16 protein-coding genes are annotated in these 26,265 nt (G+C 70.0%); 5 read left to right on the top strand and 11 right to left on the bottom strand.

Annotated elements, in window-relative coordinates; all coding sequences use genetic code 11:
• Positions 1 to 94: 94 nt before the first annotated feature.
• Positions 95 to 643 (top strand): hypothetical protein, encoded by a 549-nt coding sequence (locus ITJ57_RS15425; protein WP_194670932.1) that lies wholly within the window; start codon positions 95 to 97, stop codon positions 641 to 643.
• 72 nt (positions 644 to 715) lie between these two features.
• On the opposite strand, the gene ITJ57_RS15420 is transcribed toward ITJ57_RS15425, so the two are convergent.
• On the bottom strand, positions 716 to 895 hold the full coding sequence (locus ITJ57_RS15420) for a hypothetical protein (protein WP_194670931.1): 180 nt from the start codon (positions 893 to 895) through the stop codon (positions 716 to 718).
• A gap of 301 nt (positions 896 to 1,196) precedes the next feature.
• On the opposite strand from ITJ57_RS15420, the gene ITJ57_RS15415 reads away from it, so the two are divergent.
• Both ITJ57_RS15415 and ITJ57_RS15410 read left to right on the top strand, forming a co-directional pair.
• Positions 1,197 to 1,619 (top strand): hypothetical protein, encoded by a 423-nt coding sequence (locus ITJ57_RS15415; protein WP_194670930.1) that lies wholly within the window; start codon positions 1,197 to 1,199, stop codon positions 1,617 to 1,619.
• Positions 1,616 to 2,476 (top strand): CPBP family intramembrane glutamic endopeptidase, encoded by an 861-nt coding sequence (locus ITJ57_RS15410; protein WP_194670929.1) that lies wholly within the window; start codon positions 1,616 to 1,618, stop codon positions 2,474 to 2,476. The genes ITJ57_RS15415 and ITJ57_RS15410 overlap by 4 nt, the downstream gene beginning before the upstream one ends.
• A 312-nt stretch (positions 2,477 to 2,788) precedes the next feature.
• Here ITJ57_RS15410 and ITJ57_RS15405 read toward each other — a convergent pair whose 3' ends face one another.
• The 5 genes from ITJ57_RS15405 to ITJ57_RS15385 form a co-directional block, all read right to left on the bottom strand.
• Complete coding sequence (locus ITJ57_RS15405) at positions 2,789 to 4,543, bottom strand: glycoside hydrolase family 2 protein (protein ID WP_228507508.1); 1,755 nt, start codon at positions 4,541 to 4,543, stop codon at positions 2,789 to 2,791.
• 319 nt (positions 4,544 to 4,862) lie between these two features.
• Entirely contained in the window at positions 4,863 to 6,191 is a 1,329-nt protein-coding gene (locus ITJ57_RS15400; protein ID WP_194670927.1) for an ABC transporter substrate-binding protein, read from the bottom strand.
• Positions 6,192 to 6,224: 33 nt separating this feature from the next.
• Positions 6,225 to 7,556 (bottom strand): ABC transporter substrate-binding protein, encoded by a 1,332-nt coding sequence (locus ITJ57_RS15395; RefSeq protein WP_194670926.1) that lies wholly within the window; start codon positions 7,554 to 7,556, stop codon positions 6,225 to 6,227.
• Between the two features lie 154 nt (positions 7,557 to 7,710).
• Positions 7,711 to 8,646, bottom strand: coding sequence for a carbohydrate ABC transporter permease (locus ITJ57_RS15390; protein ID WP_194670925.1), 936 nt, complete (start codon positions 8,644 to 8,646; stop codon positions 7,711 to 7,713).
• The gene (locus tag ITJ57_RS15385) at positions 8,639 to 9,580 is read right to left on the bottom strand and encodes a carbohydrate ABC transporter permease (protein ID WP_194670924.1); all 942 of its coding nucleotides are present in this window, start codon (positions 9,578 to 9,580) and stop codon (positions 8,639 to 8,641) included. The genes ITJ57_RS15390 and ITJ57_RS15385 overlap by 8 nt, the downstream gene beginning before the upstream one ends.
• Before the next feature lie 221 nt (positions 9,581 to 9,801).
• On the opposite strand from ITJ57_RS15385, the gene ITJ57_RS15380 reads away from it, so the two are divergent.
• Entirely contained in the window at positions 9,802 to 10,800 is a 999-nt protein-coding gene (locus ITJ57_RS15380; RefSeq protein WP_194670923.1) for a LacI family DNA-binding transcriptional regulator, read from the top strand.
• A 119-nt stretch (positions 10,801 to 10,919) separates the two neighbouring features.
• Here the strand turns inward: ITJ57_RS15380 and ITJ57_RS15375 are convergent, their stop codons facing one another.
• The 5 genes from ITJ57_RS15375 to ITJ57_RS19860 form a co-directional block, all read right to left on the bottom strand.
• On the bottom strand, positions 10,920 to 11,465 hold the full coding sequence (locus ITJ57_RS15375; RefSeq protein ID WP_194670922.1) for a hypothetical protein: 546 nt from the start codon (positions 11,463 to 11,465) through the stop codon (positions 10,920 to 10,922).
• A 3-nt stretch (positions 11,466 to 11,468) separates the two neighbouring features.
• Positions 11,469 to 12,764: a signal peptidase I gene (locus ITJ57_RS15370; RefSeq protein WP_370582448.1), complete on the bottom strand. Its 1,296-nt coding sequence runs from the start codon at positions 12,762 to 12,764 to the stop codon at positions 11,469 to 11,471.
• 10 nt (positions 12,765 to 12,774) lie between these two features.
• A complete protein-coding gene (locus tag ITJ57_RS15365; RefSeq protein WP_194670921.1) occupies positions 12,775 to 13,422 on the bottom strand; it encodes a hypothetical protein in 648 nt (215 codons plus the stop codon).
• A gap of 20 nt (positions 13,423 to 13,442) precedes the next feature.
• Positions 13,443 to 14,087, bottom strand: coding sequence for a SipW-dependent-type signal peptide-containing protein (locus ITJ57_RS15360; protein WP_194670920.1), 645 nt, complete (start codon positions 14,085 to 14,087; stop codon positions 13,443 to 13,445).
• Between the two features lie 204 nt (positions 14,088 to 14,291).
• Positions 14,292 to 17,159: a LuxR C-terminal-related transcriptional regulator gene (locus ITJ57_RS19860; protein WP_194670919.1), complete on the bottom strand. Its 2,868-nt coding sequence runs from the start codon at positions 17,157 to 17,159 to the stop codon at positions 14,292 to 14,294.
• 409 nt (positions 17,160 to 17,568) lie between these two features.
• Between ITJ57_RS19860 and ITJ57_RS15350 the strand changes: the two genes are divergently transcribed.
• A complete protein-coding gene (locus ITJ57_RS15350; protein WP_194670918.1) occupies positions 17,569 to 26,253 on the top strand; it encodes a hypothetical protein in 8,685 nt (2,894 codons plus the stop codon).
• Positions 26,254 to 26,265: the final 12 nt, after the last annotated feature.

The following is a 26,265-nucleotide window of genomic DNA, read 5'->3' as shown; positions in this document are numbered from 1 at the left end:
TACTCTTCGTCACGACGCGGCTGGTCGTGGCGGTAGCTACAGCTCTGTCAGTTACAGCACTGTCAACCGACCAGTCTCCAAGGGGAATCCACACATGCTCAAGAAAATCACCGCGGTCTTCGCGCTGGCCCTCGCTGGCCTCTTCGTCGCTCCACTCGCTGCGAACGCCTCGTACGTTCCCGGCGCCGACATCGTCGTCACCGGCGATGTCACGCCCGGCGGCACCTTCGTCGTGACCTTCACGGACGGCGCCTTCCAGCCGAACGAGGACGTCTCGCTCGCCCTGACCGGTGAGAACGCGACCGGTGCGACCCTCGCGGCCGTCGACACCAAGACGCTCGTCAAGACGGCTTCGGCCACTGGCTCGGTCTCGCTGACCGTCACCCTCCCGACCAACGCGACCGGCACCTACACGGTGACCGGCACCGGCCTCTCCTCGCAGATCATCGGCACCACGACCGTCACGGTCCGTGCAGCTGCTGGTGGCGGCGCTGGTGGCACCGGTGGTGGCGGCCTCGCCGACACCGGTTTCAACACCCCGGCCTTCCTCGTGTGGGGCGCTGCTGGTGCAGTCGTCCTCGGCGCAGCACTCATCGCGGTCCTCGTGATGATGCGTCGTCAGCGCGCTGGCCTCGCCGCGTAACACCCTCTCGGTCCACGGACCAACACAGAACGGCCGGTGCAGATGCACCGGCCGTTCTGTCGTTCCCGACACCTACGCGTCGTCGCTGGGATGGTCGGGATCCTCTTCCTGGTTGAAGTTCGAGGCGTCGGGGTCGTGGCCGACCGCCAGGCCGTCCTCGCTGTTGGGGATCGTCTGGTTCTCGCCCAGGCCGTCCGGCTTCGGGGTGCCCTCACTCGAGGTGCTGTCGGTGTCGTTCGTCTCGTTCGTCATGGGGAGAGATTAAGAGGTACAGCTCCGGAGACGAGCAGGGTTGACAGGATGCGCGGGTGCCCTTCGACAGGCTCAGGGACCGGAGCCGGGCTCAGGGACCGGAGCCGGGCTCAGGGACCGGAGCCGGGCTCAGGGACCGGAGCCGGGCTCAGGGACCGGAGATGGGCTCAGGGACCGGAGATGGGCCTGCGAAACGTGGACAGCCGGGACATACCCCCTTCCAGGGGTCAGGCAATGGGCAATACCCTTCGACCAGCCTGGGTCCGGCCGTCGGATCCTCCCGTGACCCGAAACGAGCATCATGACCATGAACATCGGCAACAAGTCCGTCCCCACCCCCATCGCGATCTCCTTCTGGCTGTGGGTCGTCGTCGCCGTCCTCCTCGTCATCTCCGGCATCCTCACCGCCACCTCACCCGCCGAGGAGGCCGCCGCCGCCCGCCTCAACCTGCCCGTGCCTACCGAGGTCATGACCATCTCCTCCGGCATCGGCTCGTTCATCGGCGCCGCACTCCACGTGCTCTTTGCCTGGTTCATGGCGCAAGGACGCAACTGGGCCCGCGTGATCCTCACGATCTTCGGCGTGCTGTCCGTCCTCGGCTCGATCGCCTCCATCTTCGTCGGCAACATCCTCGCGATCATCGTTGTCATCGTGACCATCGTCGCCGTCGTCGAGATGTACCTCCCGGCAGCACGGGCGCACTTCTCCCGACCCGTCCGATGACCACCGGACAGACCGAGCCGTCACCGACCCCACGTCAGCGACGAGCCGAGGACCGCCGGGCCACCGCCGCCTTGCCCTACACCCCACCGGACGGCAGCCGATGGGGAGCCGGCACCGCCCTGATCGTCCTCGTCATCACCCTGGCGCTCCTCGCCGTCCTGCGCGGCGCGCTCCCCGCCGTCCTCGGCGACACCCAACTCGCCGACCTCCTGCTCTGGACCGTCTTCTACGGCGGCATCCTCATCGCCTTGGCCATCGTCTGCAAACGCTTTGGCACCGGATCCTGGGTCACGGACTTCGGGCTGCAGTTCCGCTGGTTCGACGTCTTCATCGGCCTCGGCTCGGCGATCGGCATCCGGCTCATCGCCGGCATGATCGACGGCTTCGTCATCACCCTCATGGGCGGAACGCCGAAGTCGAACCTGGCGCCCCCGGCCCCCGAGATCGGGTGGGTGATCCTCAACTCGGTCATCGCCGTCGCCATCGTCGCCCCCATCTGCGAAGAGCTCCTCTTCCGCGGGCTGCTGCTCCGGGGCTTCCGGAACACCATCCTGCGCGGGCGAGCGTCCAGCGCCGTCCGCGGTGGCGCGGGTGCGACCCCATCCACCTCACGACGCCGCACCGCAGCCGTGGTGTCCGTCGGCGCGAGCGCACTCCTGTTCGCCGCCGTCCACCTCTACGAGGGTTGGGGCAGCCCGATCACCATGGTGACCCTCGGCCTCACCATCCTCGTGCTCGGCGTCGTCAACGGCGTGTATGCCGCCACCACCAAGCGACTCGGCCCCGGCATCTGGACCCACATGTGGTTCAACGGCATGGCCGCCGCGCTCGTGATCGCCGGGGGCGGGACGAGCTGACCGGCCGCGGTCCCTGAGCGTGTGCCCTTCGACAGGCTCAGGGACCGGGGGTGGCGCCCTTCGACAGGCTCAGGGACCGGGGGTGGCGCCATTCGACAGGCGCAGGGACCGGGGGTGGGGCCATTCGACAGGCGCAGGGACCGGGGGTGGGGCCATTCGACAGGCGCAGGGACCGGGGGTGGCGCCATTCGACAGGCTCGGGGACCGGGGGTGGTGCCCTTCGACAGGCTCGGGGACCGGGGTTGGTGCCCTTCGACGGGCTCAGAGACCGGAGCACGGCGCCCTTCGACGGGCTCCGGGACCGGGGGTGGGTCAGGACGAGGGGTGCCGCTCCCGACGCTCGTAGGCGGCATCCGCGGCGAGCACGGCACGCACTCGGGCCAGATCGAACTTCGGGCGACGCTCGAAGTCGAAGATCCCGTTCTGCTCCTGGAAGGTGTCGGTGAGCTGCGTGTAGCAGTAACCGAACATGTTCTCGTCGTCGGTGAGCACCCGCACGAGCCCGGCGAACCGCTCGTGGAACTCCTCGACCGACGCCACCCGTGCTCCGTACCCCCACGAATCCCCATCGGCATCGGCCGCGGCGAGCTCCGCGTTCCACCAGATGCCGCCGAACTCCGACACGAAGAACGGCTGCCCCTCGTACGGCAGGGAGATGACCCGTCCGTCCTCGAGGTTCGTGAACGGCTCGCCCGCCCCGACACCGCCCTGCTCGACCGCGAAGGCCGCCGGATCCTGCTCGTAGGAGTGCGCATCCCAGACGTCGGTCTCGCGCACCCGGTGGGCGTAACCCGATGCGTCGATCACGGGACGGCTCGGGTCGATGAGCTTCGTCGCGAGGAACATCCCGCGCGTGACGTCGTCGAGCACCGTCAGGCGGTCGTGCAACGTCTGGTGCGTCTCGTTCAACGGGCACCAGCCGATGATCGACGGGTGGTTCACGTCACGCTCCAAGGCTTCGACCCACTGCGTGATGAACGACGCGGTCGGCCCCTGGTTGTGGCCGACGGTACCGGCACCCGACACCCCCCAGTCGCCGAACTCGCCCCACACCAGATAGCCGAGCCGGTCCGCGTGATAGAGGTAGCGCTCCTCGAACACCTTCTGGTGCAGCCGAGCACCGTTGAACCCCGCCTCCATCCCGAGCGTGATGTCGGCGACCAGCGCCTCGTCGTCCGGTGCCGTCATGAGTGAGGACGGCCAGTAGCCCTGGTCGAGCACGAGCCGCTGAAACACGTGCTCGCCGTTGATGAGCACGGCGGTGCCGTCGATCGCGATGCTCCGGAGTCCCGCGTAGCTGGACACCCGGTCGGTGACCTCGCCCGCGCCGTCTTGGATGACGATCTCGAGCGTGTAGAGGAAGGGGTCGCTCGGACTCCACGACCGCACGTGCTCCCGCGGGACGTCGAGCCGGAGCGACGGCGACATCGTCGAACCGAGGCCGACGGTCTCCTCGGCGACGACGACCCCGTCGGCCGACAGCGTCACGGTCGCCGTCGCGCTTGCACGGTTCCGGCTGGGGACGAGCGTGCAGTCGAAGCGGCCCGCGTCAGCATCGGGCACGGCGGTGAACCGCCGCAGGTGCAGCTCGTCGACGGCCTCCACCCACACCGTCTGCCAGATGCCGGTGGTGCGCGTGTAGTAGCAGTCGGTGTTGCCGTACCAGGTGGCCTGCTTGCCCCCGGCCTTCAGCTCATGCCGGGAGTCGCGAGCCCGGACGACGATCTCCAGCTCCTGGCCGGGCTCGACTGCGCCGAGCGGCACGCGAATCGGTGTGAACCCACCCCGATGCCGCATCGCCTCCACGCCGTCGACCCACACCGTCGTGTCGTGGTCGACGGCACTGAAGTGCAGCACGGCGCGTGTGCCCGGCCAGTCGGCCGGGACCGTGAACCGTGTCCGGTACCAGACCGCCTCCATGAAGTCCGTGTGCTCGACCCCGGACGCGCTCGACTCCGGGGCGAACGGCACGAGGATCCGATCGGACAGCTCACGCCCGAGGAGTCCTCGCTCGAGGCCGCTGTCACCGGCGTCGATCTCGAACTCCCACAAGCCGTTGAGGTTCATCCAGCCGTCACGGACGAGTTGCGGCCGCGGGTACTCGGGGCGCGGCGTCGGGCCGGCATCGGGCCGTCCGTTCGGAAGCGGTGTGGGGAAGCGGAGCGGGTGCGTCATGTGTCAATCCGATGGTCGTTGCGGGTGGTGGGCCCTTCGACAGGCTCAGGGACCGGATGCGGTTCAGGGACCGGGTGCGGTTCAGGGACCGGGTGCGGTTCAGGGACCGGGTGCGGTTCAGGGACCGGGTGCGGCTCGGGGACCGGATGCGGCTCAGGGACCGGATGCGGTCCTCGGTCCCTGAGCCTGTCGAAGGGCGGTCGGGGAGGCGCTACCTGGCGTCGTCGACGGCCTTGGTGAGTTCGGCGACGAACGCCTCGGCCGCCTCCTTCGGCGTGGTCTTGCCGAACTGCACGTCCTGGTTGTACCGACCGAGGATCTCCTCGCTGTCACCACCACCCACGGGCGTGATCGCGGGAGCCGGTCCGGACGCCTCACGGGCGGCGTCCACGACACCGGCGACGATCGTGTCGGTGGCCGTCAGGTCGGGTTCGATCGCCTCCTGGAACGCCGGGTTGGCGGGCATGCCGCGCTCGGTGCCGAACAGCTTCGCGACCTCGGTGTCGGTGGTGAGGAAGTCGACCAGCAGGGCGGCCTCCGCCGGGTGCTCCGAGGTCGACGACACCGACCAGTACATTGCGGGCTTCAGGTACTGGAAGCCCTCCGAGGCGTCGGGCGCGGCCGGGAACGGCAGCAGGTCGAGCTGGTGGTCGGGCGCGGCGGCCTGGAACGCTGTGAGCACGGCGGACGGCTGGAAGTTCATCGCGACCTTGCCGGTGCTGATGTCCATGAGGTCGATCGCGACCCCGTTGCCCTCAGCCAGCTGCGCGGCACCGGGGGCGGCACCGCTCGTGATCTGGTCGAGCGCGTACTGCCAGTACTCCTCCACGACCTCGGGCTTCAGGATGACCTTGCCGTCCTTGTCGTAGATGTCGTTGCCGTGCTGCCTGGCCCAGAGGGTGAGGGTCGGCATGTCGCCACCGAAGGGGGAGATGCCGTGGACGGCGCCACCAGAGGCCTCCGTCACCTGCAGGGCGACCTCGTTGAGCTCGTCCCACGTCCACGTGGTCGAGTCGGGCGGCGTGATGCCGTACTGCTCGAAGATGGAGCGGTTGACCATGAGTCCGACGGTGCCGACACCGATCGGGACGCCGTACAGCTCGTCCTTGACACGGCCCTGGTCGAGCACCTCGTCGCTGAGGGCCGAGGTGTCGAGGAACTCGTCGAGCTCGTCGAGGTTCGCGAGCGCGCCGCGTTGCGCATACGAGGCGAGGTACAGCTGGTCGAACTGCATCACGTCGGGAGCGTCGCCACCGGCGACCGTGGTGGCGAGCTTGTCCCAGTAGCCACCCCACTCCGTCGACTGCCCCTTCACGGTGATGTTCGGGTACTTCTCTTCGAAGAGGTCGATGGCCGCGCGGGTGCGCTCGTCGCGGGCGGCGGCACCCCACCAGTTGAAGGTGATGGTAACGTCCTCGTCGCTGAGCGCGGCGTCGCTGTTCCCGCCGCCGACGGCACAGCCGCTCAGGGCGAGGGCGGAGACGACGGTGGCGGCCGCGAAGCCGAGGAAGCGGTACCTGGATCGTGGGTGGCGTTGCATGATGCTCCTTTGCATGGGGTGGATGGTGGACGGTCAGCTCGCGGCGGTGATCGCCGCGCGCAGTTCCTCGATGTAGGCCTTCGCCGCCTCGGCGGTCGTCTTCCGGCCGAACTGGACGTCCTGGTTGTACCGGGCGAGCATCGCCTCGGCGTCCTCCGCCCCGACCGGCGTGATGCCGGGGGCATCGCCGGACAACGCCGTCGCGGATTCGATGGCGTCGGCGACGATCCGGTCCCCTGGCGTGAGGTCCGGGGCGACCGCCTCCTGGAACGTCGGCGTAGCCGGCATACCGCGCTCGGTGCCGAACAGCTTCGCGACGGCCGGTTCGGACGTCAGGAAGTCGATGAGCAGCGCCGCTTCCGCCGGGTGCTCGGACTGCGACGAGACCGTCCAGTACATCGACGGCCGGACGTACATGTAGCCGTCGGTCGCATCCGCGTCGGCCGGGATCGGGACGAGGTCGAACTCGGTGCCCGGCGCGGCGGCCAGATAGGCGGTGACGAGGGCTGACGGGGCGAAGGTGAACGCGGTCCGACCTGTCGCGATGTCCGACAGGTCGAGCGCTGAGCCCGACTGTTCGGCGAGCTGCGACGCCGAGGGCGCTGCACCGCTCTCGATCTGGCCGAGGGCGTAGTCCCAGTATTCGGACAGCACGGACTCCTCCAGGATGAATTCGCCCTCGGTGTCGTAGACGTCGTTGCCGTGCTGCCGAGCCCACAGGGTGAGCGTCGGCATGTCGCCGCCGAACGGCGAGATGCCGTGCACGGCGCCGCCGGAGGCCTCCGTCACCGCGAGTGCCGTGGCCGTCAGGTCGTCCCACGTCCACGTCGTCGGGTCGGGGAGCTCGATGCCGTACTGCGCCAGCACGGTCGTGTTCACCAGGACGCCCGTCGAGCCGACGCCGGCCGGGACCCCGTGCAGCGAGCCGTCGACGCGACCCTGGTCGAGCAGCGCCGCCGGGAACTCGGAGGTGTCGAGGACCTCGCCGAACTCGTCCACGTTCGCGAGTGCACCCCGCTGGGCGTAGGAGGAGAGGTGTGTCTGGTCGAACTGCATCACGTCGGGCGCGTTCCCGCCGGCCGCGGTCGTCGCCAGCTTGTCCCAGTACCCGCCCCACTCCGTGGACTGGGCCTTCACGGTGATGTTCGGGTACTCCTCCTCGAAGAGGTCGATGGCTGCACGGGTGCGCTCGTCGCGCGCACTGGCTCCCCACCACGCGAAGGAGATGGTGACGTCCTCGTCGCTGAGGGCGGCGTCGCTGTTCCCGGCGCCGCCGACGGCGCAGCCGCTCAGGGCGATGGCCGCGACGGTGGTGGTCGCCGCAGCGGCGAGGATGCGGGAACGGGATCGGGGGTGGCGTTGCATGATGCTCCTTCGGGAGGGATGGAACGGATGGAGGACGGCCCTTCGACAAGCTCAGGGACCGGGGTCGTAGCTCAGGGACCGGAGACCGGTGGCGACTCAGGGACCGGAGACCGGCGGCGGCTCAGGGGTCGGAGGCGACTCAGGGCGGGCGCGACTACTTGCCGCCGGTCGTGGCGATGCCCCGGAGGAGGAAGCGTTGACCGAACAGGAAGGCCAGGAACACCGGGAGGAGGGTGACTACACTCATCGCGAAGAGCGCGCCGTAGTCGGATTGCGACTGGGTGTCGACGAACGAGCGGAGGGCGACCGACGAGGTGTACTTGTCGGGGTCCGTGACGAAGATGAGCTGTCCGAAGAAGTCGTTCCACGTCCAGATGAAGGTGAAGATGGCCGTGGTCGCGAGCGCCGGCGTCATGAGCGGCAACATGATCTGCCCGAAGATCCGCAGGTGTCCGGCGCCGTCGATGCGTGCTGCCTCATCGAGTTCCCGGGGGATGCCGCGGATGAACTGCACCATGAGGAAGATGAAGAACGCGTCCGTCGCGAGGAACTTCGGGACGATGAGCGGCAGGTAGGTGTTGATCCAGTCGAGCTGGGCGAAGATCACGTACTGGGGGATGATCAGCACGTGGATCGGCAGCATCATCGTGAGCAGCATCGCCGCGAAGGCGAAGCGCTTGAACCGGAACCGCAGCCGGGCGAAGGCGTACGCCGCGAGCGAGCAGGTGAGCAGGTTGCCGATGATGGAGCCGACGACGACGATTGCCGAGTTCGCGAGGTAGCTGCCGAAGGGCTGCGCGAGCGCGTTCCACCCGTTCGTGTAGTTCGACGCCTCGAAGGTGTCGAGGACGAGCCCCGGGTTGTCGAAGATGAAGCCGTTCGGGCGGAGGGACGACACGACCATCCACAGCACCGGGTAGAGCATCAGGAGGCCGAGCAGGATCAGGCCCGCGTGCTTGCCGATGCTCGAGATCCGTTGCCGGCGCAGGAGCTTGGCACGTTGTACGTCACCGCGGGCGCGTCGGGCGGCGGCGTCGGGGGAGAGACCGTCGTCGTCAGCAGCGGACGGTCGGGTCTGCAGGTCAGTCATCGTAGAACACCCAATACTTCGAGGCCCAGAAGTTGATGGCCGTGGCGGCGGCGATGATGATGAGCAGGAGCCACGCGATCGCCGACGCGTACCCCATCTGGAAGCTGCCGAAGCCCTTCTGGTACAGGTACAGCGTGATGAACAGGGTCGAGTCGGAAGGTCCGCCCGATCCGTTCGACACGACGTAGGCCTGCGTGAACGACTGGAAGGCGCCGATGATGCCGAGCACGAGGTTGAAGAAGATGATCGGGCTGAGCAACGGCAGCGTTATCGAGCGGAACTGCGTCCAGCGCCCGGCGCCGTCGGTCGACGCCGCCTCGTAGTACTGACGCGGGATCTGGCGCAGGCCGGCGAGGAAGATCACCATCGGAGCACCGAACGTCCAGACGTGCAGGATGATCAGCGTCGACAGCGCGGTGTCGGGCTCCGAGATCCACCCGGGCCCCTCGATGCCGAAGACGGCGAGCAGGGCGTTGACGAGGCCGCTGGAGCCGAACACGAGCCGCCAGAGGACGGCGATCGCGACGCTGCCACCGAGGAGCGACGGCAGGTACAGCACCGAGCGGTAGAACGAGAGGCCTCGCAGCCCGCGATCGAGGAGGACTGCGATCCCGAGGGCCACGATCAGCTGCAGGGGCACCGAGACGATGACGTAGGTGAGGGTCACGCCGAGGGACTGGTGGAGGCGTGGGTCCTCGACCATCCGCTGCGCGTTCTCCAACCCGGTGAAGTTCGGGTTCTGCAGGAGGTTGTAGTCGGTGAACGACAGGTACAGGGAGACGAGCACCGGGCCGAGGGTGATGGCGAGGAACCCGATGATCCACGGCCCCAGGAAGAGCAGCGCCACCCGGTTGTCCCGGAACTCGGAGGCGTCGCGGTGCTTGACCGCCCCCTTCGGCGTCCGCAGGGCACGCAGCTCGTTGAGTGCGCTCACGAGACGGCTCGGAGGTTCGGTGGTGGGTTCTCGTACATGCTGCGCATCTCCTTCGACTCGCTGCGACCGTGCTGACAGGGAGACACGCTAACCGCTTGTGCTACGTAGCACAAGACCGTGTTGGAAATCGGTTGCCGTCTCATTGGGCCGCGGTTGTCGGACGAGTACGCTTACCTCGAGGGACGCGCCGTGGAGGGCGCGCAAACGCTGAGGAGGCGCCGATGGCAGTGACCGCACGGGACGTCGCCCGCGCTGCCGGCGTCTCCCAGCGCACCGTCTCCGACGTCGTGAACCTGCCCGGGCGCGTGGGCGCGGAGACCCGGAAACGGGTGCAAGCAGTCATCGATGAACTCGGATACCGGCCCAACCCGCACGCGAGAGGCCTCCGGAACAACCGCAGTGGGCTCATCGCGCTCGTCGTCCCCGAGCTCGACGTGCCCTACTTCTCGGACCTCGCTCGCTGCCTGATCCCCGAGCTCACCAAGCGTTCGCTCACCCTCGTCGTCGACCAGACGAACGGCGACCCTGAGCGCGAGCGCGCGGTCTTGACCGGGGGCGCGGTGTCGTCGACCTTCGACGGGGTCCTGCTCAATGCGCTCAGTCTCACGCAGGACGACATCAAAGCCGCCGCGGCCACCCAGCCGATCGTCCTCCTCGGCGAGCGCGACTACGGCGACAGCACCGACCACGTCGCCGTCGACGGTGCGGAAGCGGCCTACGTCGCCACCCGCCATCTGATCGAACGCGGGTGTACGCGGATCGGCGCCATCGGTCGGCAGCCGCATTCGACGGGCACGGCGAAGCAGCGTGTGGACGGCTTCACGCGGGCGATGCAGGAAGCCGGACTCGACCCGAACCGGTATATGGCAGAAGGGGAATACGACCGCGCGAGCGGCGCGGCCGTCATGGGCGGCATGCTCGACGCGGCCGAACCGCCCGACGGGGTCTTCTGCTTCAACGACCTCATGGCGCTCGGTGCGATGCGCGCGGCCTGGGACCGCGGCGTCGACATCCCCCGCGACCTCGCAGTGGTCGGCTTCGACGACATCGAGGACGGGCGCTTCGCGATGCGCTCGCTGACGACGATCGCCCCCGACAAGGAGGCCATCGCCCGGGAGGCCGTCGCGATGCTCGTCGAGCGCGTCGGCGGGCACGTCGGGCCGGGTCGACGCGTGCCGGCCGGCTTCGAGCTCATCGTGCGGGAGTCGTCGGCCGGGTGAGGTCGGGGGACCTTCGACACGCTCAGGGACCGAGCCCTTCGACAGGCTCAGGGACCAGTGGCCGGGCCCTTCGACAGGCTCAGGGACCGGAAGCGCTCAGAGGCCGGGACCGGAGGCGCTCAGGGGACGATCGCGCAGTTGCCGCTCGTGCCGAGGGCGTTGGATGTCCCGTTCACCAGTCGGTAGGGCGACGACCAGCTCGTCGAGGGGAGCGTCAGCCGGGCACCGACGTAGACGTTGGACCCGAGGAGTCCGCCCAGCAATCCGAGGCTGAACGTCGAGGTGACCGTGGTGGTCCCGCTCGTCGAAGTCGGCGAGATGACGGTGGGCGAGGTGAACGCCGCGCTCGACGAGTACGCGTAGTTGATGGTGTAGCCCGCGGGGATCGTGTACACGACCGTGTACGAGGACAGCAGCCCGACCACATTCGGGTTGAAGGTGCAGCTGGTGATCGCCGGTGACGGCACCCTGAACGCGGTGAAACTCCCGGAGCCCAGCTCCACGTCCGCCCAGGCCGCCTCGGTCTGCGCCGGCGCGGGCTGCGCCGCGAGGAGGAGCGCGGCGAGACCGACGATCGACACGAGGAGACGGCGGTGTCTCCCGTGTGGGCGCCGGGTCGAGCCCGCTCGCCAACGTCGATCCGTCACCACCGTCTCAGCGCGCATCCCTCATCGACCGGCCTTCGCCAGGCGGGACCGCTGACGCAGAGCGCCGACCCAGGCGGCGACCAGTCCGAGGATGACGGCTCCGGCCGCCGCCCAGATCGCGAGCTCGACGTTCGCGCCGGTGCGGGGGAGGGTGGTCATGGGCGAGGCCGACACGGACACGTCGTCACCGATGCCGTCCGCCACGACCGTCAGGGCGACCGAGGCGTCGGCAGCCGGGGTGGCGGCCGGCATCCGCACGTCGAAGCGGACCCACCAGGCCTCGCTGCTGCGCATGGACAGGACAGCGCGTTCGACACCGTCCACCGGCACGGGCATCTCGTCGAACAGGTGGGTGGCCGTGCCGTCGCAGCCGCTCGCCGTCCATCGGACGGAGCAGGCGTCGACCTCCATGACGAGGCCGAGTGCGGACGAACCGGATCCCACCATGGAGACGTCGATGGACCCGGGGGTCGCCGCCGGCTTCGTGTGGATGCCGACCTGCCAGGGTGTCGATCGGCCGGGGCCGAGGTTCTGCATGGCAGCCGGGTCGCCCACCGAGGTGAGGACGACGACCTCACCGGAGACGACGTCGACTCGCGGCTGCGCGTGCGCCGGAGCAGCCGCAGCGCCGAGCGCGAGCCCCGTCCCGAGGACCACGGCGACAGGGGTGGAGCGGAGCGCGGCGTGTCGAGCGGGACGCCGGTTCGGAGCCTCCGGAGCCTTGGCCGCCGTGGAGCGCCGACCACTGGTCCCGCCGGGCGGGTCGTTCCGTCCGGAACGTGGCCAGAACGCCCAGCCGACGAGCACCGAACAGGCGAGCGTCAGGCCGCCGAGGACCCACGGGTTGGAGAACCAGATGACGACGGCGGCGAGGCCGGGCACCGAGGCGAGGACGATCCTGACCGTGTCCACGCGGTAGGGCTCGGGATCCTCGGACAGGTTCGCGTCCCCCTGCATCGTGATCAGATGCTGCGTTCCCGGCGCACCGGTGCCGCCGTCCGTCACCGAGGTGACCCGGTGGGTCACGGGCAGCTGCCCGGGGCGGTCGACCGTCACGACGTCACCGACCCGGATCTCCGACGCGGGGATCTCACGCACGAGAGCGAGGGAACCGGTCGGGATGGTCGGGCTCATGGAACCCGTCTTGAACATGATGAGCGTGATGTTGAAGCAGGTGGCGAGGATCACGAGCACGATGCAGACCACGCCGCCGAGGGCCGCGAGGTTCAACAGGGTGCTCCCGACGACCGACGCCACCGAACGGCGGGGCCGCTGCCGTCCGGTGACGTCGATGGTGTCCGCGAGGGTCCGGGTCACGGTGCTCCGATCAGGAACTGGAGGTGCTGGTGAACTGCCACGTCACCGACGCCGTCCCACCCTGCGCCGAGGACGGGGCGTTCGCCTTGACCCGCACGTCGAAGCAGAACCGCACCGTGGAACCGGCCGCGGCGGCCAGCGCCCCGGACGCCGTCGGCGTGGCCGTACCGACGGCGAGCGTCGTCGTGTACGCGGGGACGGTCGCGGAGGTGAAGGCCGCCGAGTTGCAGGCGGTGGCGACGGGGGTGACGACCACGCGGTACTCGAGCTGAGGGAGCAGGGACCCGGTCGCCGTCGACGTGGAGGTGAGTGCCACGGTACCGCCGATGTTCGTGGCCGCCGTGGTGCGGATGTCGATGGTCGCGTACTGCGAGAGCGACGGTGACATCGCGACCGCGTTGAACGCCAGCGTGGCCGGGTTCGCCGCCTCATGTGCCGCCCACGTCGACGTCGCGGTCTGCGACTCCACGGCGAAGGTGCTCGCCGCGAACGTCGCCGCACCGAACTCGTCGTCGCTCCAGGCCGCCAACGTCAGCGAGGTGCCGACACCGAGGACGAGCGCCCCGGCCAGGGCGGCCCGCGTGCGCGTGTACCGGCCTCCCCGACGAGGGCTCTCCGTGCGATGGTGCCGCCCGAGGGCAGGCGAGTGGCGTCCCATGATGCCCGTCCGTCCCGCGACTACGGCAGCGGGGTCGTGGAGACGGCCGAGAACTCCCAGAGCACGGTGCCGCTCGGCGAGGCCTGGGGCAGCGTTGCGGCGGGCGTGACCTCGAAGCAGAGGAAGACTGGTGCCGTCGTGGCCCCGAGCGTGAAGATGTCGGCGGCTGTGCTCGTGGTCGTCGCGGCGTCCGTCACGAGCGCTTCACCCGCAGCGAAGCTCGTCGCGTCGCACCCGAAGGTGTCGGTCTCCACGACGGAGTAGGTGAGGGAGGAGGCGATCGGAGCGGCGCTGGACGCGGTGATGTCCACCGTCGCCGCATACGTCGACGCGGCGGTCAGCTGCACGGCGAAGCCGGCGTAGACGGGCTCCTCCGGGGCCAGGTTGTCGGCCTCGACCGCGAAGGTGAGGGGAGCGGCGGTTGCGTCGGTCGGGTGCTCCGTGAACGCGGTGCCGTCGGTGCTGCCCTCGATGCTGAACGCACCTCCGGCGAAGACGCCCGTCGCGAACTCCGAGTCGTTCCAAGCGGCGAGGGTGATCGCCGCACCGACACCGAGGACGAGCCCGCCCGCGAGGATCGCTTTGGCCCGCTTGCTGCGGAGGCCGCGCGCCGGCGAGTCTGCAGCGTTCGCCGCTGGGGCTTCGGTGGTGGTGTCGATGGTCATGGAAGCCCCCTGGAGTCCGGCGATGGCACCTCGTGCCACCTGCTGGTGTCTGGCACGGGGAGACGTCCTCCACGCATCTCTCGACACTCACAGGACGATAAGCAGGACGCCCTGGTGTTGTCACCAGTAGTGGGGTACTGGTGATCCGTCGCCGCTACCGGGAAAACTGCGGAGACGGACCGCGCCGCCGCAGCGCCGCAGGCATCACGCCTCGCGCTGCACCGACTGGGCCACGATCCGGCCGAGGTCCCGTCGGCGTCCGGCGCCCACCTTCGTCCGTGCCTGCAGCACGTGCGACTCCACCGTCCGCACACTGAGGAACAGTCGGGTCGCGATCTCCTGGTTGCTGAGCCCCTGGGCGATGAGCATCCCCACCTCCAGCTCGCGTCGGGTCAGCGAACTGAGGTCCGCGGATTCCCCGCCCTCGCTGGTCCCGGTGTCGGTCTCGAGGTAGGCGAGCGGCGCGTGCGACGGTGGAGGCGCCGGGATCGACGGGACCGCGGCGGTGTCGTTCCGGAAGGAGACGAAGACCGGCGACGGCGGCGCGACCGAGGTCCAACCGAGCACGACCTCCGATGACGCCCTCGGAGCGGCGTCGGTCAACGCGGCGGCCCGCTCGGCGCACCGACGGGCGTGCTGCGGCCTGCCTTGAGCGGTGTGGAGCCGTTCGGCGAGCTGATGCGCGCCGATGGCCCGATGGCGTGCGCCCAACTCTTCGAGGGAGCAGGCCGCCTCCTCGGCTCGGGTCGCGTCGCCGGCAGCCCCCGCCTCGAGGAGGAGCAGCAGTGCGCCCTGGAGCGGGGTGAGCTCGTTCGCCCGGGCGTCGGCGACCCACTCGAAGGCCTCCGCCGGCTCCGCGCCCACCGCCGAGACGAGGCAGGCGGCGTAGAGCCGTTCCGTCAGTGGCTTCGCGGCGGACTGGGCCAAGCGATGGAGGTGGACCCGCGCTGCGTCGAGCTTGCCGTTCGACATCAGGAGGCTGAAGTCGGCCATGTCGGCCAAGTAGGAGAGGGCCGTGGAGGAGTCGATGAGCTGCTGGTCCTCGGCGGTGCGACGCTCCATCGCCTCGTCCAGGTGACCGGTCTGGGCGAGTGCGCTGACCATGAGCAGGCCGAGCTGCGTGTGCACTTCCGGAGGCACGGTGGAGTCGAGCATCCGTTCGACGATCCGGAGGTCGGCCAGTGCCCGTTCCGGTCGTCCGTCGAACAACGCCAACTGCGCGCCCAGGATCCCGACGATGCTCTGATCGATGGTCGACAACCGGCCGGTACCCCGTTCGGCCCGTTCCGCGAACTCGTCGAGGTACCGGGCGAAGCCGGCCCAGGACAGCCCCACGAAGAGACGGATGGTGCCCGCCGCCAGCACGTACATCGCGCTGGCGTCCCGGATCGCGTGGGAGAGGGGGCGTGCGGAACTGTACGGCACGGCCCGGTACACCGCGTCGCCCAGCTGGAACAGGTCACGGAGTTCGGATGGGGTGGAGCGCATGCCGAGGCGAGTCAGGAGCGCGGCTGCCGCGTACAGTCGCGAGGACTGCGACGCTTCGGTGTCGCGCAGGACCTTCCAGAAGACCGCGTCGCTGACGCTCGGACCCTGCTCGTGCTGGTCCCGCCACGTCTCGATCATCAGGATGCGCTGCGAGAGGACGCGACTGTCCTCCTCCTGTTCGGTGAGCTGCTGTGCGCAGGTGCGCTCGCTCCACCGGTCGAGGGTCGCCCGCCAGCTGAGGACCTCCGACTGCATCTCGTCGTCGGTGGCCGCGGAGGCATCCACCTCAAGGACGCGCTGCGCGCCGACGACGTCACCCAGCATCGCGAGCGACCGCGACCACTGGAGCGCCGCAGCGACCGAGGGATGCAACGCGGCGGAACGTTCGGCGAGCGATCGGGCGTCCTCGGCCAGCCCCGCCACGTTCGCGACATGCGCCGCGTCGAGGAACACGCGGGCAACGGTGCAGGACTTGAGGCCCTCATCGAGGTGGTCCGTGCTCGTCGTCAGCCAGTAGCGACCGAGGATGAACGCCTCGTTGGGGGTGAGACGGCTGCCGGATCGCAGGTCGGAGATGAGGGTCCGCTGCACGCGGTCGTGGCGGTGCAGACGACCGCTGTGCCGCCATTCTGCGAGCGCCGACCAGGCGTGCAGCTCGTCGGCGACGATCCGGTCCTGGCCCGTGCCGTCGTTCCGGGCGAGTCCGAGCCGCATCAGGGCGTGCAGCGGGTGTTCGCCGAGGAGACGTGCCGCCCGGGCGTAAGGGACGGTCCCGAGCTTCGCCAACATGACGAGCGCGTACCGTTCCTCGTCCTCGAGGCGTGCGAGCTGTGGTTCCGTCAGGTCGTGCACGCGCGGGGAGACACCGGCGACGCCGAGGGAGAGGATGCTGCGGGGGAGGTAGAACTCCCCGCCCGTCTCGAGCGCGTCTTTCGTGAGTTCGTGGACGAGTCGGGGTGAACCGTTGCTGAGGCGGACGATCACGGCCTTGGCCATGTCGTCGAGCACCGCATCGCCGGCCGCCAGATCGGCGAGCGCCGAGGCTTCGAAGCCGTCGAGGGCCGGAAGGTCGATGCGGGTGAGTGCGCCGCTCCGCCAGACGGCGAGGAGGCGCTGTGCTGCTTCGTCGGGCCGCCCCTGCAGGCCGGTGCGCTCCTGTTCCAGGGTGACCAGGGCGACCTGGTCCCTCGATCGCGCGAGATCGACGAGGTCGCTCAGGCTGGAGGGGTGCAGGTCCGCACCGTCGTCGATGATGAAGACGGCACCGCTCGGGGCCTCGCGCCACCCGCCCAGGGCGTTCGAGGCGTTGAGGGAGGAGTCCGAGAGACGGATGACGGAGCGCCCCTGCTCGTGCATCCGGCGACCGATGTGCTCCGCGACGTGGGTCTTGCCGTAGCCGTGGGGGCCGACCAGCAGCGTGCTGGCCCGGTCGTCGATCAGGGTGGCGACGCGGGCGATGGCCGCGGCCCGGCTGCTCTGGGCGGCCGGCGCTCGGGTGGCCGACTGCCGGAACTCGCCCGAGCGACGAAGCGCCGCACCGGCCGATCGACTCCCGCCACCGAAGTGGTGTCCGCCGGCGCTCACGGGAGCACCTGCTCGCGCGAGATCGGCCATCGCTCATGCGGTCGTGCCGTTGCCAACAGTCCATCCATCGCAGCCCCCTCAAGCTCCGTCAGCACCCGACGGGGATCCGCACCACTAGGGATGCTGCGAATCCTCCGTCGGACTGCCCCCATTATCCGTACTCGCTGAGCGCTCCAGGTGACCTAGCTGTGGGTTCTCAGTAGAAACTACGTACCCCACATGGGGGTTATCTCGTACCCCTGGCCGAATCGGCCGCGATCGGCGTCGTTGCGGGGGGAAATACCGGTTTCGATCCCTGCACTACCGGGGTTGCTGTCCCCCCGGTGGGGGACAGGTGTCCGCGGCTCTAGATTGGCCGGGATTGACGCCAGTCACGGGTCCGCCCGTGCACCGAAGAAAGGGTTCCACCGTGGGGGAACAGCAACGAAGCATCCTCGGCAGAGGCCGTGCGTGGAAGGTCGCGGCCATGGCCGTGGTCGGCACGGTCATCGCCATGGGGTCGACGACGGCGGCCACCGCGGCCCCTTCGGACGTCTCCGACGGCTTCGGCCGGTTCCTCGGTGGGCAGGCGGCCGGGATCAACCTCGACGCCCTCGCGGCGGTCGCCGGAGCCCGGGCGGAGAACCCCAGCGGTGTCTACCCGGTCGCCGCCAACCCGCTGTCCGCGGAGGTGCTCAACACGCTCGGCGTCGACCTCGGCAGCTCGCTGCAACTGTTCGGCACCAACGGCGTCATCGAGCTCGGCGCGGTCGCCCAGTACGGTGCGGCAGCAACCAACGGTGACGCGTACGCCGGTTCCGGCGCGGTCACCGACCAGGGCGGCGTCTCCATCGGCGGGCCCGACGCTCCGCCCGCGGACGCCGACCTGAACCTGACCGGTCTGCTCGGCCGGGTCGGCACGCCCACCGGTGGTGTCCTCAGTGATCTCTCGCTCAGCCTGGGCGCCCTCGCCTCGACGATCTCGCAGACGGGCGGCGCCACGGCCGTCCCCGACTACCAGATCTCCGGTGCGACCCTCAACTTCACCAGCCCGCTCGTGCAGAACGTCGGCACGCAGGTGACGGGGCTGCTCCCGCCACTGCAGACCACGCTCAACGGCCTGACGACGGCGCTCAACACGGCGCTGAATGCGAACCTCATCGGCGTCCTCCGCGTGAGCGCCACGGCGACCGTCACCCCGCCGAACCTCGCGACCGCGGTGAACACGATCCTCACCACGCAGGCGTCGCAGACCGCAGCGACCGGCGTCTCCGTCAACCTGCTCACGGGCGCCGTCACCGTCGACCTCGCGACGCTGCTCGCGAACGACCCCACGCTGCCGGACCTCAACGACCTCCCGCCGAACACCTCGCTGCTGTCGGGGCCGATCGGGGCTGCCATCGCCGCCGCGATCACCTCGGCCGTCACCGCGCAGATCACCGCCGTGTCCGCCGGCCTGCAGACGCTCGTGGACAACACGCGCATCCAGGTCACCGGCAATGTCACGACCAATGTGGTCGTCACGCAGGTGCCGGTCATCTCGCTCTCGTTGGACTCGACGCTCGGCGCCGTCCAGAACGGCACCGCCGCGTTCACGTCGGCCGGCCTCCTGCCGAACGTGCTCAACCCGATCCTCGCCACCCTCGGGCTCACCCTCGATGGTGTCGTCAACCTCGTCCTGAACCTCGTGAAGAACACCGTCGCGACCGCGTTCACCGGGCTCGGCACGGTGAACACGGGCCTGAACACCATCACCGGCGGTCTGGCCACGAACGTCGTCGGCCCGATCCTCAACATCGTGCGCCTCGTCGCAGACGTCACCGCGAACGTGCAACCGGCGACCGGTGACCTCGGGGCTGGATCGTCGACGGTCCGCGCCGTGCAGGTCTCCCTCGTCCCGGCGATCTCGCTCGCCACCGTCAACCTCGCGTCGTCCTCGGTGCGCGGCACGCTCGTCGTCTTCGACACGTCCATCACGGCGACGCCGGCCACCGTCAACCCGGGGCAATCCACGGTCATCACCGGTTCCGGCTTCGCAGCGAACGAGCAGGTCACGCTCACCGCGCCGGGCTTCGACCCGGTCGTCACGACGGCGAGCGCCACCGGCGAGATCAGCCAGCCGGTCGCGATCCCGGTCGGCTTCACCCCGGCGACGGTCACGTTCACCGCCACGGGGGAGACCTCCGCCACCCCGGCCACCACCGACCTCGTCGTCGCACCGTTCGTCACGGCGATCACCGCGGACCCGGCGACGGTCGCCCCCGGCGGCAGCACGACGATCACCGGTACCGGCTTCCTGGCCGGCGAGTCGGTGTCGATCACCGTGCCCGGCATCGCCGACCCCGTCGTCACCACCGCCACGCCCACGGGCACGATCTCGACGAGCCTCACGTTCCCGGCGGCCTTCCCGCTCGGACCCGTGACGGTCACGGCGACCGGCGCCTCCTCGGCCAGCCCGGCGACCACGACGGTCACCGTGGAGGCCACGCAGTACGTCACCGAGATCACCGTCGACCCGGCGAGTGTCCTCGCTGGCGGCACGACGACCGTCACCGGTTCGGGCTTCGCCGCTGGCGAGACGGTCACCGTCACCATCCCCGACGCCGACCCGGTGACCACCACGGCCACCGCCGACGGCGACATCGAGGTCGAGCTCACCGTCCCCGCGGACTACCCGACCGGCTCGATCGTCGTCACCGCGGTCGGTGCGACCTCAGACACCCCGGCCACGACGAACCTCGCGGTCGCCTACGACACGTCGATCGTCGCCGTCCCCGACACCATCGCCGGTGGGACGACCACGATCATCAACGGTGCGGGCTTCGCCCCCGGTGAGGACGTCGTCGTGACGTTCCCCGGCCTCGACCCGGTCACCGTCACGGCGACGGCGCTCGGCGCGATCGGCACCCCCATCGCGGTTCCGCAGGGCTTCGCGGTCGGCGACGTCACGGTCACCGCACTCGGCGCCGTGTCCGCGACCGAGGCGACCACCGTCGTCACCGTCACCGAGACGATCTACGACACCGACATCACCCTCGACCCGACCTCGCTCATCCCTGGCACGTCGACGACCGTCACCGGCTCCGGCTTCCTGCCCGGCGAGACCGTCACCGTCGGGTACCCGGGCGGCACCCCGGTGACCGTCGAGGCCGACGCCGACGGCGAGTTCACCATCGAGCTCCCCATCCCCGCGGGCACCCCGGCCGGAACGCTCGTCGTCACCGCGACCGGCGAGACCTCGGCCACGCCGGCGACCGCCGACCTCGAGGTCCTGCCCTACGACACGGCCATCACCGCCGACCCGGCGACGCTGCTCCCCGGGAACGCCACCACGATCACCGGTACCGGCTTCGCGGCGGACGAGTCGGTCTCCGTCTCCTACCCGGGCGGCACACCGGTGGTCGTGACGGCTGACGGCGACGGCGGGTTCACCGCGGTCCTCCCGATCCCGTCCGGCACCCCGGCAGGCACGCTGACGGTCACCGCCACCGGTGCCGTCTCCGGTGTCCCGGCCACGACGGACCTCACCGTCGAGGCCTACGACACCGCGATCGCGCTCGACCCGGCGACCGTCGCACCCGGTGGCAGCACCGTCGTCACCGGCTCCGGCTTCGTGCCGCAAGAGACGGTCACCGTCACCATCCCCGGCCTCACCACCCCCGTGACCACCACCGCGAACGGCGACGGTGAGATCTCCGTCAGCGTCACCCTGCCCGGCGACTTCCCGCTCGGCGACGTGACGGTCACGGCGACGGGCGAGGTCTCGGCCACGCCGGCCACCGCGGACCTCACGGTCCAGGCGACCACCTACGTCACGGCGATCACCGCCGACCCGACGACGGTCGTCGCGGGTGAGAGCACGCTCGTCACCGGTACCGGCTTCGAACCGGACGAGACGGTCACCGTCACGATCCCGGGCGCGCCAGCGGTCACCACGCAGGCGACGGGGACCGGCACCATCTCGGTCCTCCTCCCGATCCCCGAGGACTACGCCGAGGGAGCGGTCGTCGTGACCGCGCTCGGTGAGGTCTCCGAGACCCCCGCCACCACGAACATCGCGGTCGACGTCGTCTACACCCCGGCGATCACCGCCGACCCGGCCACCGTGCCCGGCGGCACGAGCACGGTGATCTCGGGCACCGGGTTCGCCCCGTCCGAGAGCGTCACCGTCACCTTCCCGGGGCTCGACCCGGTCACGGTCACGTCGAACGCCGACGGTGAGATCACGACCACCATCGCCGTCCCGCAGGACTTCGCGGTCGGTCCCGTGACGGTCACCGCGCTCGGCGTCGTCTCGGCAACCGAGGCGACGACCACGGTCGACGTCACCGCCACGGTCTACGACACGGCGATCACCGCGGACCCGGACGCGCTCCTGCCCGGCGGCAGCACCACCGTCACCGGTACGGGCTTCCTGCCCGGCGAGTCGGTCACCGTCTCGGTCCCCGGCGGCACGCCCGTCGTGGTCGAGGCCGGCCCCGACGGCGGCATCACCGCGATCCTGCCGATCCTCCCCGGTACGCCGGCCGGACCCGTCGTCGTCACCGCGGTCGGAGCCGTCTCGAACACGCCGGCCACCGCGACGGTCACGGTCCAGGCGTTCGACACCACGCTCACGGCGACCCCGTCCACGCTGAACCCCGGCGACTCGACGATCCTCTCGGGGACCGGCTACGTCGCGAACGAATCGGTGACCATCTCGGCCCCCGGCTTCGACGACGTCGTCACCACCGCGAACGGGCTCGGTGAGATCAGCCAGGTCGTCGCGTTCCCGGCCGGATTCGTGCCGGCCACCGTGGTCTTCACGGCCACGGGCGCGCTCTCGCTCACCCCGGCGCAGACCTCCGTGGTGGTCGAGGCCGTCGTCTACGACACGGCGATCACCGTCGACCCGACGACCGCCAACCCCGGCGGCACCACCACCGTCACGGGTACCGGCTTCGCACCGAACGAGACCGTCACGATCACGATCCCCGGCGGCGACCCCGTCACGGTCACGACGGACGGCGACGGCGACTTCACGCAGGAGGTCACCATCCCGGCCGGCACCCCGGCTGGGCCGATCACGATCACCGCGACCGGTGAGACCTCGAACACGCCGGCCGACGCCGACGTCACCGTGGAGGCGTACGAGACCGCGATCACCGCGGCCCCCACGTCGCTGCTCCCGGGCACCTCGACCACGATCACCGGCACCGGCTTCGCGCCGAACGAGTCGGTCTCCGTGTCGATCCCGGGCGGTACCCCGGTCGTCACGACGACGAACGGCACCGGTGGCTTCACCGTCGCGCTGCCGATCCCCTCGGGCACGGCCGCCGGCGACCTGGTCGTCACCGCGACCGGCGTGCTCTCCGCGACCGACGCCACGACCACCGTCACCGTGCTCGCCTACGAGACGGCGATCGAGCTCGACCCGGCGACGGTCGCCCCCGGTGGGAGCACCACCGTCTCCGGCACCGGGTTCGCCGCGAACGAGAGCGTGAGCGTCACGGTCCCGGGCATCGTCGACCCGTTCCCGACCACGGCGAACGCGGACGGTGAGATCTCGGTGAGCATCGCGCTCCCCGCGGACTTCCCGATCGGTGACGTGACGGTCACGGCGACGGGTGTGGTCTCGGCCACCCCGGCCACGGCCACCCTCACGGTCGAGTCCACGGTCTACGTCACGGCGATCTCGGCCGACCCGGCCACGGTCGTCGCCGGCTCGAGCACGCTGATCACCGGAACCGGCTTCGCGCCGGGCGAGGACGTCACCGTCTCCATCCCGGGTGCCGACCCCGTCACCACGCAGGCCTCCGGCACCGGCACCATCTCGGTGTCGCTGCCCGTGCCGGCCGACTACGCCGAGGGCGCGGTCGTCGTGACCGCACTCGGTGCGACGTCAGACACCCCGGCCACGACGAACCTCACGGTCGACGTCGTCTACGCGCCGACGATCGACGCCGATCCGGCCACGGTCGCCGGTGGGACGTCCACGGTCATCACCGGTTCGGGCTTCGCGCCCACCGAGAGCGTCACGGTCACCTTCCCGGGGCTCGCCCCGGCGACGGTCACCTCGAATGCCGACGGTGAGATCACCACCTCGTTCGCGGTGCCGCAGGGCTTCGCGACCGGCCCGGTCACGGTCACCGCGCTCGGTGTCGTGTCCGCGACGGAGGCGACCACCACGGTCACGGTCGCGGCCACGGTCTACGACACGGCGATCACGCTGACGCCGGACACGCTGAACCCGGGCGAGAGCACGACGGTCACCGGTTCCGGTTTCCTGCCGGGCGAGTCGGTCAGCGTCTCGATCCCCGGCGGCGACCCCGTCGTGGTGACGGCGAACGGTGCGGGCGGCTTCACGGCCACCCTGCCGGTGCCGGCCGGAACGCCTGCCGGCTCGGTCACGGTGATCGCCGTCGGTGAGACCTCGGCGACGCCCGCCGACGCCGAGCTCACCGTGGAGGCGTACGCCACTGCGATCGTCGCGAACCCCGGCACGGTCACGGCCGGCGGGGCGACGCTCATCACCGGCAGCGGCTTCGCGGCCAACGAGTCGGTCACGGTCACGGTGCCCGGTGGTACCGCGGTCCCCGCGACGACGAACGGTGCCGGTGAGTTCTCGGTCGGCATCACCGTCCCGGCGGGAACCACCGCTGGTCCGCTGGTCGTGACGGCCGAGGGTGCGGTGTCGCAGACGCCCGCCACGGCGACCGTCACCGTGACGGCCATCGTGTTCACGCCGGTCATCACCGCCGATCCCGCCGCGCTCATCGCGGGCAACTCCACGGTCATCACGGGTTCGGGCTTCGCGGCCAACGAGTCGGTGACGGTGTCGATCCCGGGCGCTCCGGTGGTCACGCAGGTGACGAACGCCGGCGGGGGCTTCACGGCCACGCTGCCGGTGCCCGCCGGCTACGCCCTCGGTGACGTCACGGTGACGGCCCTCGGGGTCGCATCGGACGAGCCGGCGACGACGACCATCGAGGTCCTCGCCTACGACACGGCGATCACGGTCGACCCGTCCTCGGTGCTGCCGGGTGAGTCGGTCACGGTCGACGGGACGGGCTTCGCCGGGAACGAGACCGTCACGGTCTCCGTCCCGGGTGCACCGCCGGTCACCGTGGTGACGAACGCGGACGGTTCCTTCGCCGTCGAGCTGCCCATTCCGGACGACTTCACGCCGGGCCCGGTGACGGTCACCGCCGAGGGCGACGTCTCCGAGACGCCGGCCGAGGCTGACGTGACGATCGAGGACGGCGCGGTCGACGTCGACACGGACGCTGCGGCGGTCGATGTGGACGCCGCGGCTGACGTGGACGTCGATGTGGACACCGACGGCGCCGCTGACGTGGACGCTGACACCGATGCTGCGGCTGATGTGGACGCGGCTGCTGACGTCGACGTGGATGCCGCGGCTGACGTAGACGCTGCTGCCGATGTGGATGCTGCCGCTGACGTAGACGCCGCTGCTGATGTGGACGCTGCCGCCGACACCGACGCTGCAGCCGATGTAGATGCTGCCGCTGACGTGGATGCTGCCGCTGACACCGATGCTGCAGCCGATGTAGACGCAGCCGCTGATCTGGATGCTGCTGCCGATGTGGACGCTGCAGCCGACGTGGATGCCGCTGCTGACACCGACGCTGCTGCCGATGTGGACGCTGCTGCCGACGTGGATGCCGCTGCTGACACCGACGCTGCTGCCGATGTGGACGCTGCTGCTGACGTGGATGCTGCTGCCGATGTGGACGCCGCCGCTGACACGGACGCTGCCGCTGACGTAGACGCTGCCGCTGATGTGGATGCCGCGGCCGACACCGACGCTGCGGCCGACGTGGACGCCGCAGCTGATGTGGATGCTGCCGCTGATGTCGATGCCGACGCTGCCGCTGATGTGGACGCTGCTGCTGACACGGATGCTGCGGCCGATGTGGACGCTGCTGCTGACGTGGACGCTGCGGCCGACACCGATGCTGCCGCCGATGTCGATGCCGCTGCTGATGTGGACGCTGCTGCTGACACCGATGCTGCCGCCGATGTCGACGCCACGGCCGATGTGGACGCTGCTACTGACGTGGACGCTGCCGCCGATGCGGACGCTGCCGCCGACACCGATGCTGCCGCCGATGTCGACGCTGCGGCGGACGTGGACGCTGCTGCTGACACCGATGCTGCTGCCGACGTAGACGCTGCTGCTGATGTGGATGCTGCGGCTGATGTGGACGCTGCCGCCGATGCGGACGCTGCCGCCGACACCGACGCTGCCGCCGATGTGGATGCCGCTGCTGACACCGATGCTGCTGCCGATGTGGACGCTGCTGCTGACACCGATGCTGCTGCTGATGTAGACGCCGCCGCTGACACGGACGCTGCTGCTGATGTGGATGCGGCTGCTGACGCCGACGCTGCTGCTGCTACCGATGCGGATGCTGCCGCTGATGTGGACGCTGCCGCTGACGCTGACGCAGTCGATGTGGATGCTGCGGCTGACACTGATGCTGCTACTGACACGGACGCCGTCGATGTTGCTGCTGACACCGATGCCGCAGCTGATGTGGACGCCGCTGCTGACACCGACGCTGCCGCCGATGTGGACGCCGCCGCTGACACCGACGCCGATGCCGCGACCGACACCGCAGCTGACGCCGACACCGCAGCTGACGCCGACACTGCGGCTGACGCCGACGGCGACACCGACGCCGGCGACGAGCGTCAGGCGACCGTCAAGTACCCGACGATCGTCGTCGACACGGGTGTGGTCCAGGAGGTCTACGTCACTGGCTTCGAGCCCGGTGAGACCATCTCGGCCACGGTGTTCTCCACCCCGTTCGCGCTGACGCCCGTCGTCGCAGATGCCTTCGGAAACGCCACCCTCACCTTCTCGGTCGACTCCTCGTCGCTCGAGGTGGGTGCCCACCGGGTGGAGGTCTCCGGATCCGAGACCGGTGAGCTGCCGCTCGACCGCGAGGCCACGGCCTTCACGGTCACCGCGCCAGTCGCCGCAGCACCGGGGTCACGCCCCGGTCTGCCGAGCACCGGCTTCGACGGCCTGTGGCTCGGTGGACTCGGCACCATGATGCTCCTCCTCGGAGGCGTCTTCGTGGCTACGCGGCGGGCGCGTATGGAGTGACCCCACTGAGCA

The organism is Plantibacter sp. VKM Ac-2880 (assembly GCF_015351235.1).
Classification (GTDB): Bacteria; Actinomycetota; Actinomycetes; order Actinomycetales; family Microbacteriaceae; genus Plantibacter.
This window is presented reverse-complemented; position numbering and strand designations above follow the sequence as displayed.

Excerpts from the sequence above, each read along its gene's own strand:
- ITJ57_RS15425 (WP_194670932.1), top strand. The coding sequence starts at position 95 with ATGCTCAAGAAAATCACCGCGGTCTTCGCGCTGGCCCTCGCTGGCCTC.
- ITJ57_RS15420 (WP_194670931.1), bottom strand. The coding sequence starts at position 895 with ATGACGAACGAGACGAACGACACCGACAGCACCTCGAGTGAGGGCACC.
- ITJ57_RS15415 (WP_194670930.1), top strand. The coding sequence starts at position 1,197 with ATGACCATGAACATCGGCAACAAGTCCGTCCCCACCCCCATCGCGATC.
- ITJ57_RS15410 (WP_194670929.1), top strand. The coding sequence starts at position 1,616 with ATGACCACCGGACAGACCGAGCCGTCACCGACCCCACGTCAGCGACGA.
- ITJ57_RS15405 (WP_228507508.1), bottom strand. The coding sequence starts at position 4,543 with ATGAACCTCAACGGCTTGTGGGAGTTCGAGATCGACGCCGGTGACAGC.
- ITJ57_RS15400 (WP_194670927.1), bottom strand. The coding sequence starts at position 6,191 with ATGCAACGCCACCCACGATCCAGGTACCGCTTCCTCGGCTTCGCGGCC.
- ITJ57_RS15395 (WP_194670926.1), bottom strand. The coding sequence starts at position 7,556 with ATGCAACGCCACCCCCGATCCCGTTCCCGCATCCTCGCCGCTGCGGCG.
- ITJ57_RS15390 (WP_194670925.1), bottom strand. The coding sequence starts at position 8,646 with ATGACTGACCTGCAGACCCGACCGTCCGCTGCTGACGACGACGGTCTC.
- ITJ57_RS15380 (WP_194670923.1), top strand. The coding sequence starts at position 9,802 with ATGGCAGTGACCGCACGGGACGTCGCCCGCGCTGCCGGCGTCTCCCAG.
- ITJ57_RS15375 (WP_194670922.1), bottom strand. The coding sequence starts at position 11,465 with ATGCGCGCTGAGACGGTGGTGACGGATCGACGTTGGCGAGCGGGCTCG.
- ITJ57_RS15365 (WP_194670921.1), bottom strand. The coding sequence starts at position 13,422 with ATGGGACGCCACTCGCCTGCCCTCGGGCGGCACCATCGCACGGAGAGC.
- ITJ57_RS15360 (WP_194670920.1), bottom strand. The coding sequence starts at position 14,087 with ATGACCATCGACACCACCACCGAAGCCCCAGCGGCGAACGCTGCAGAC.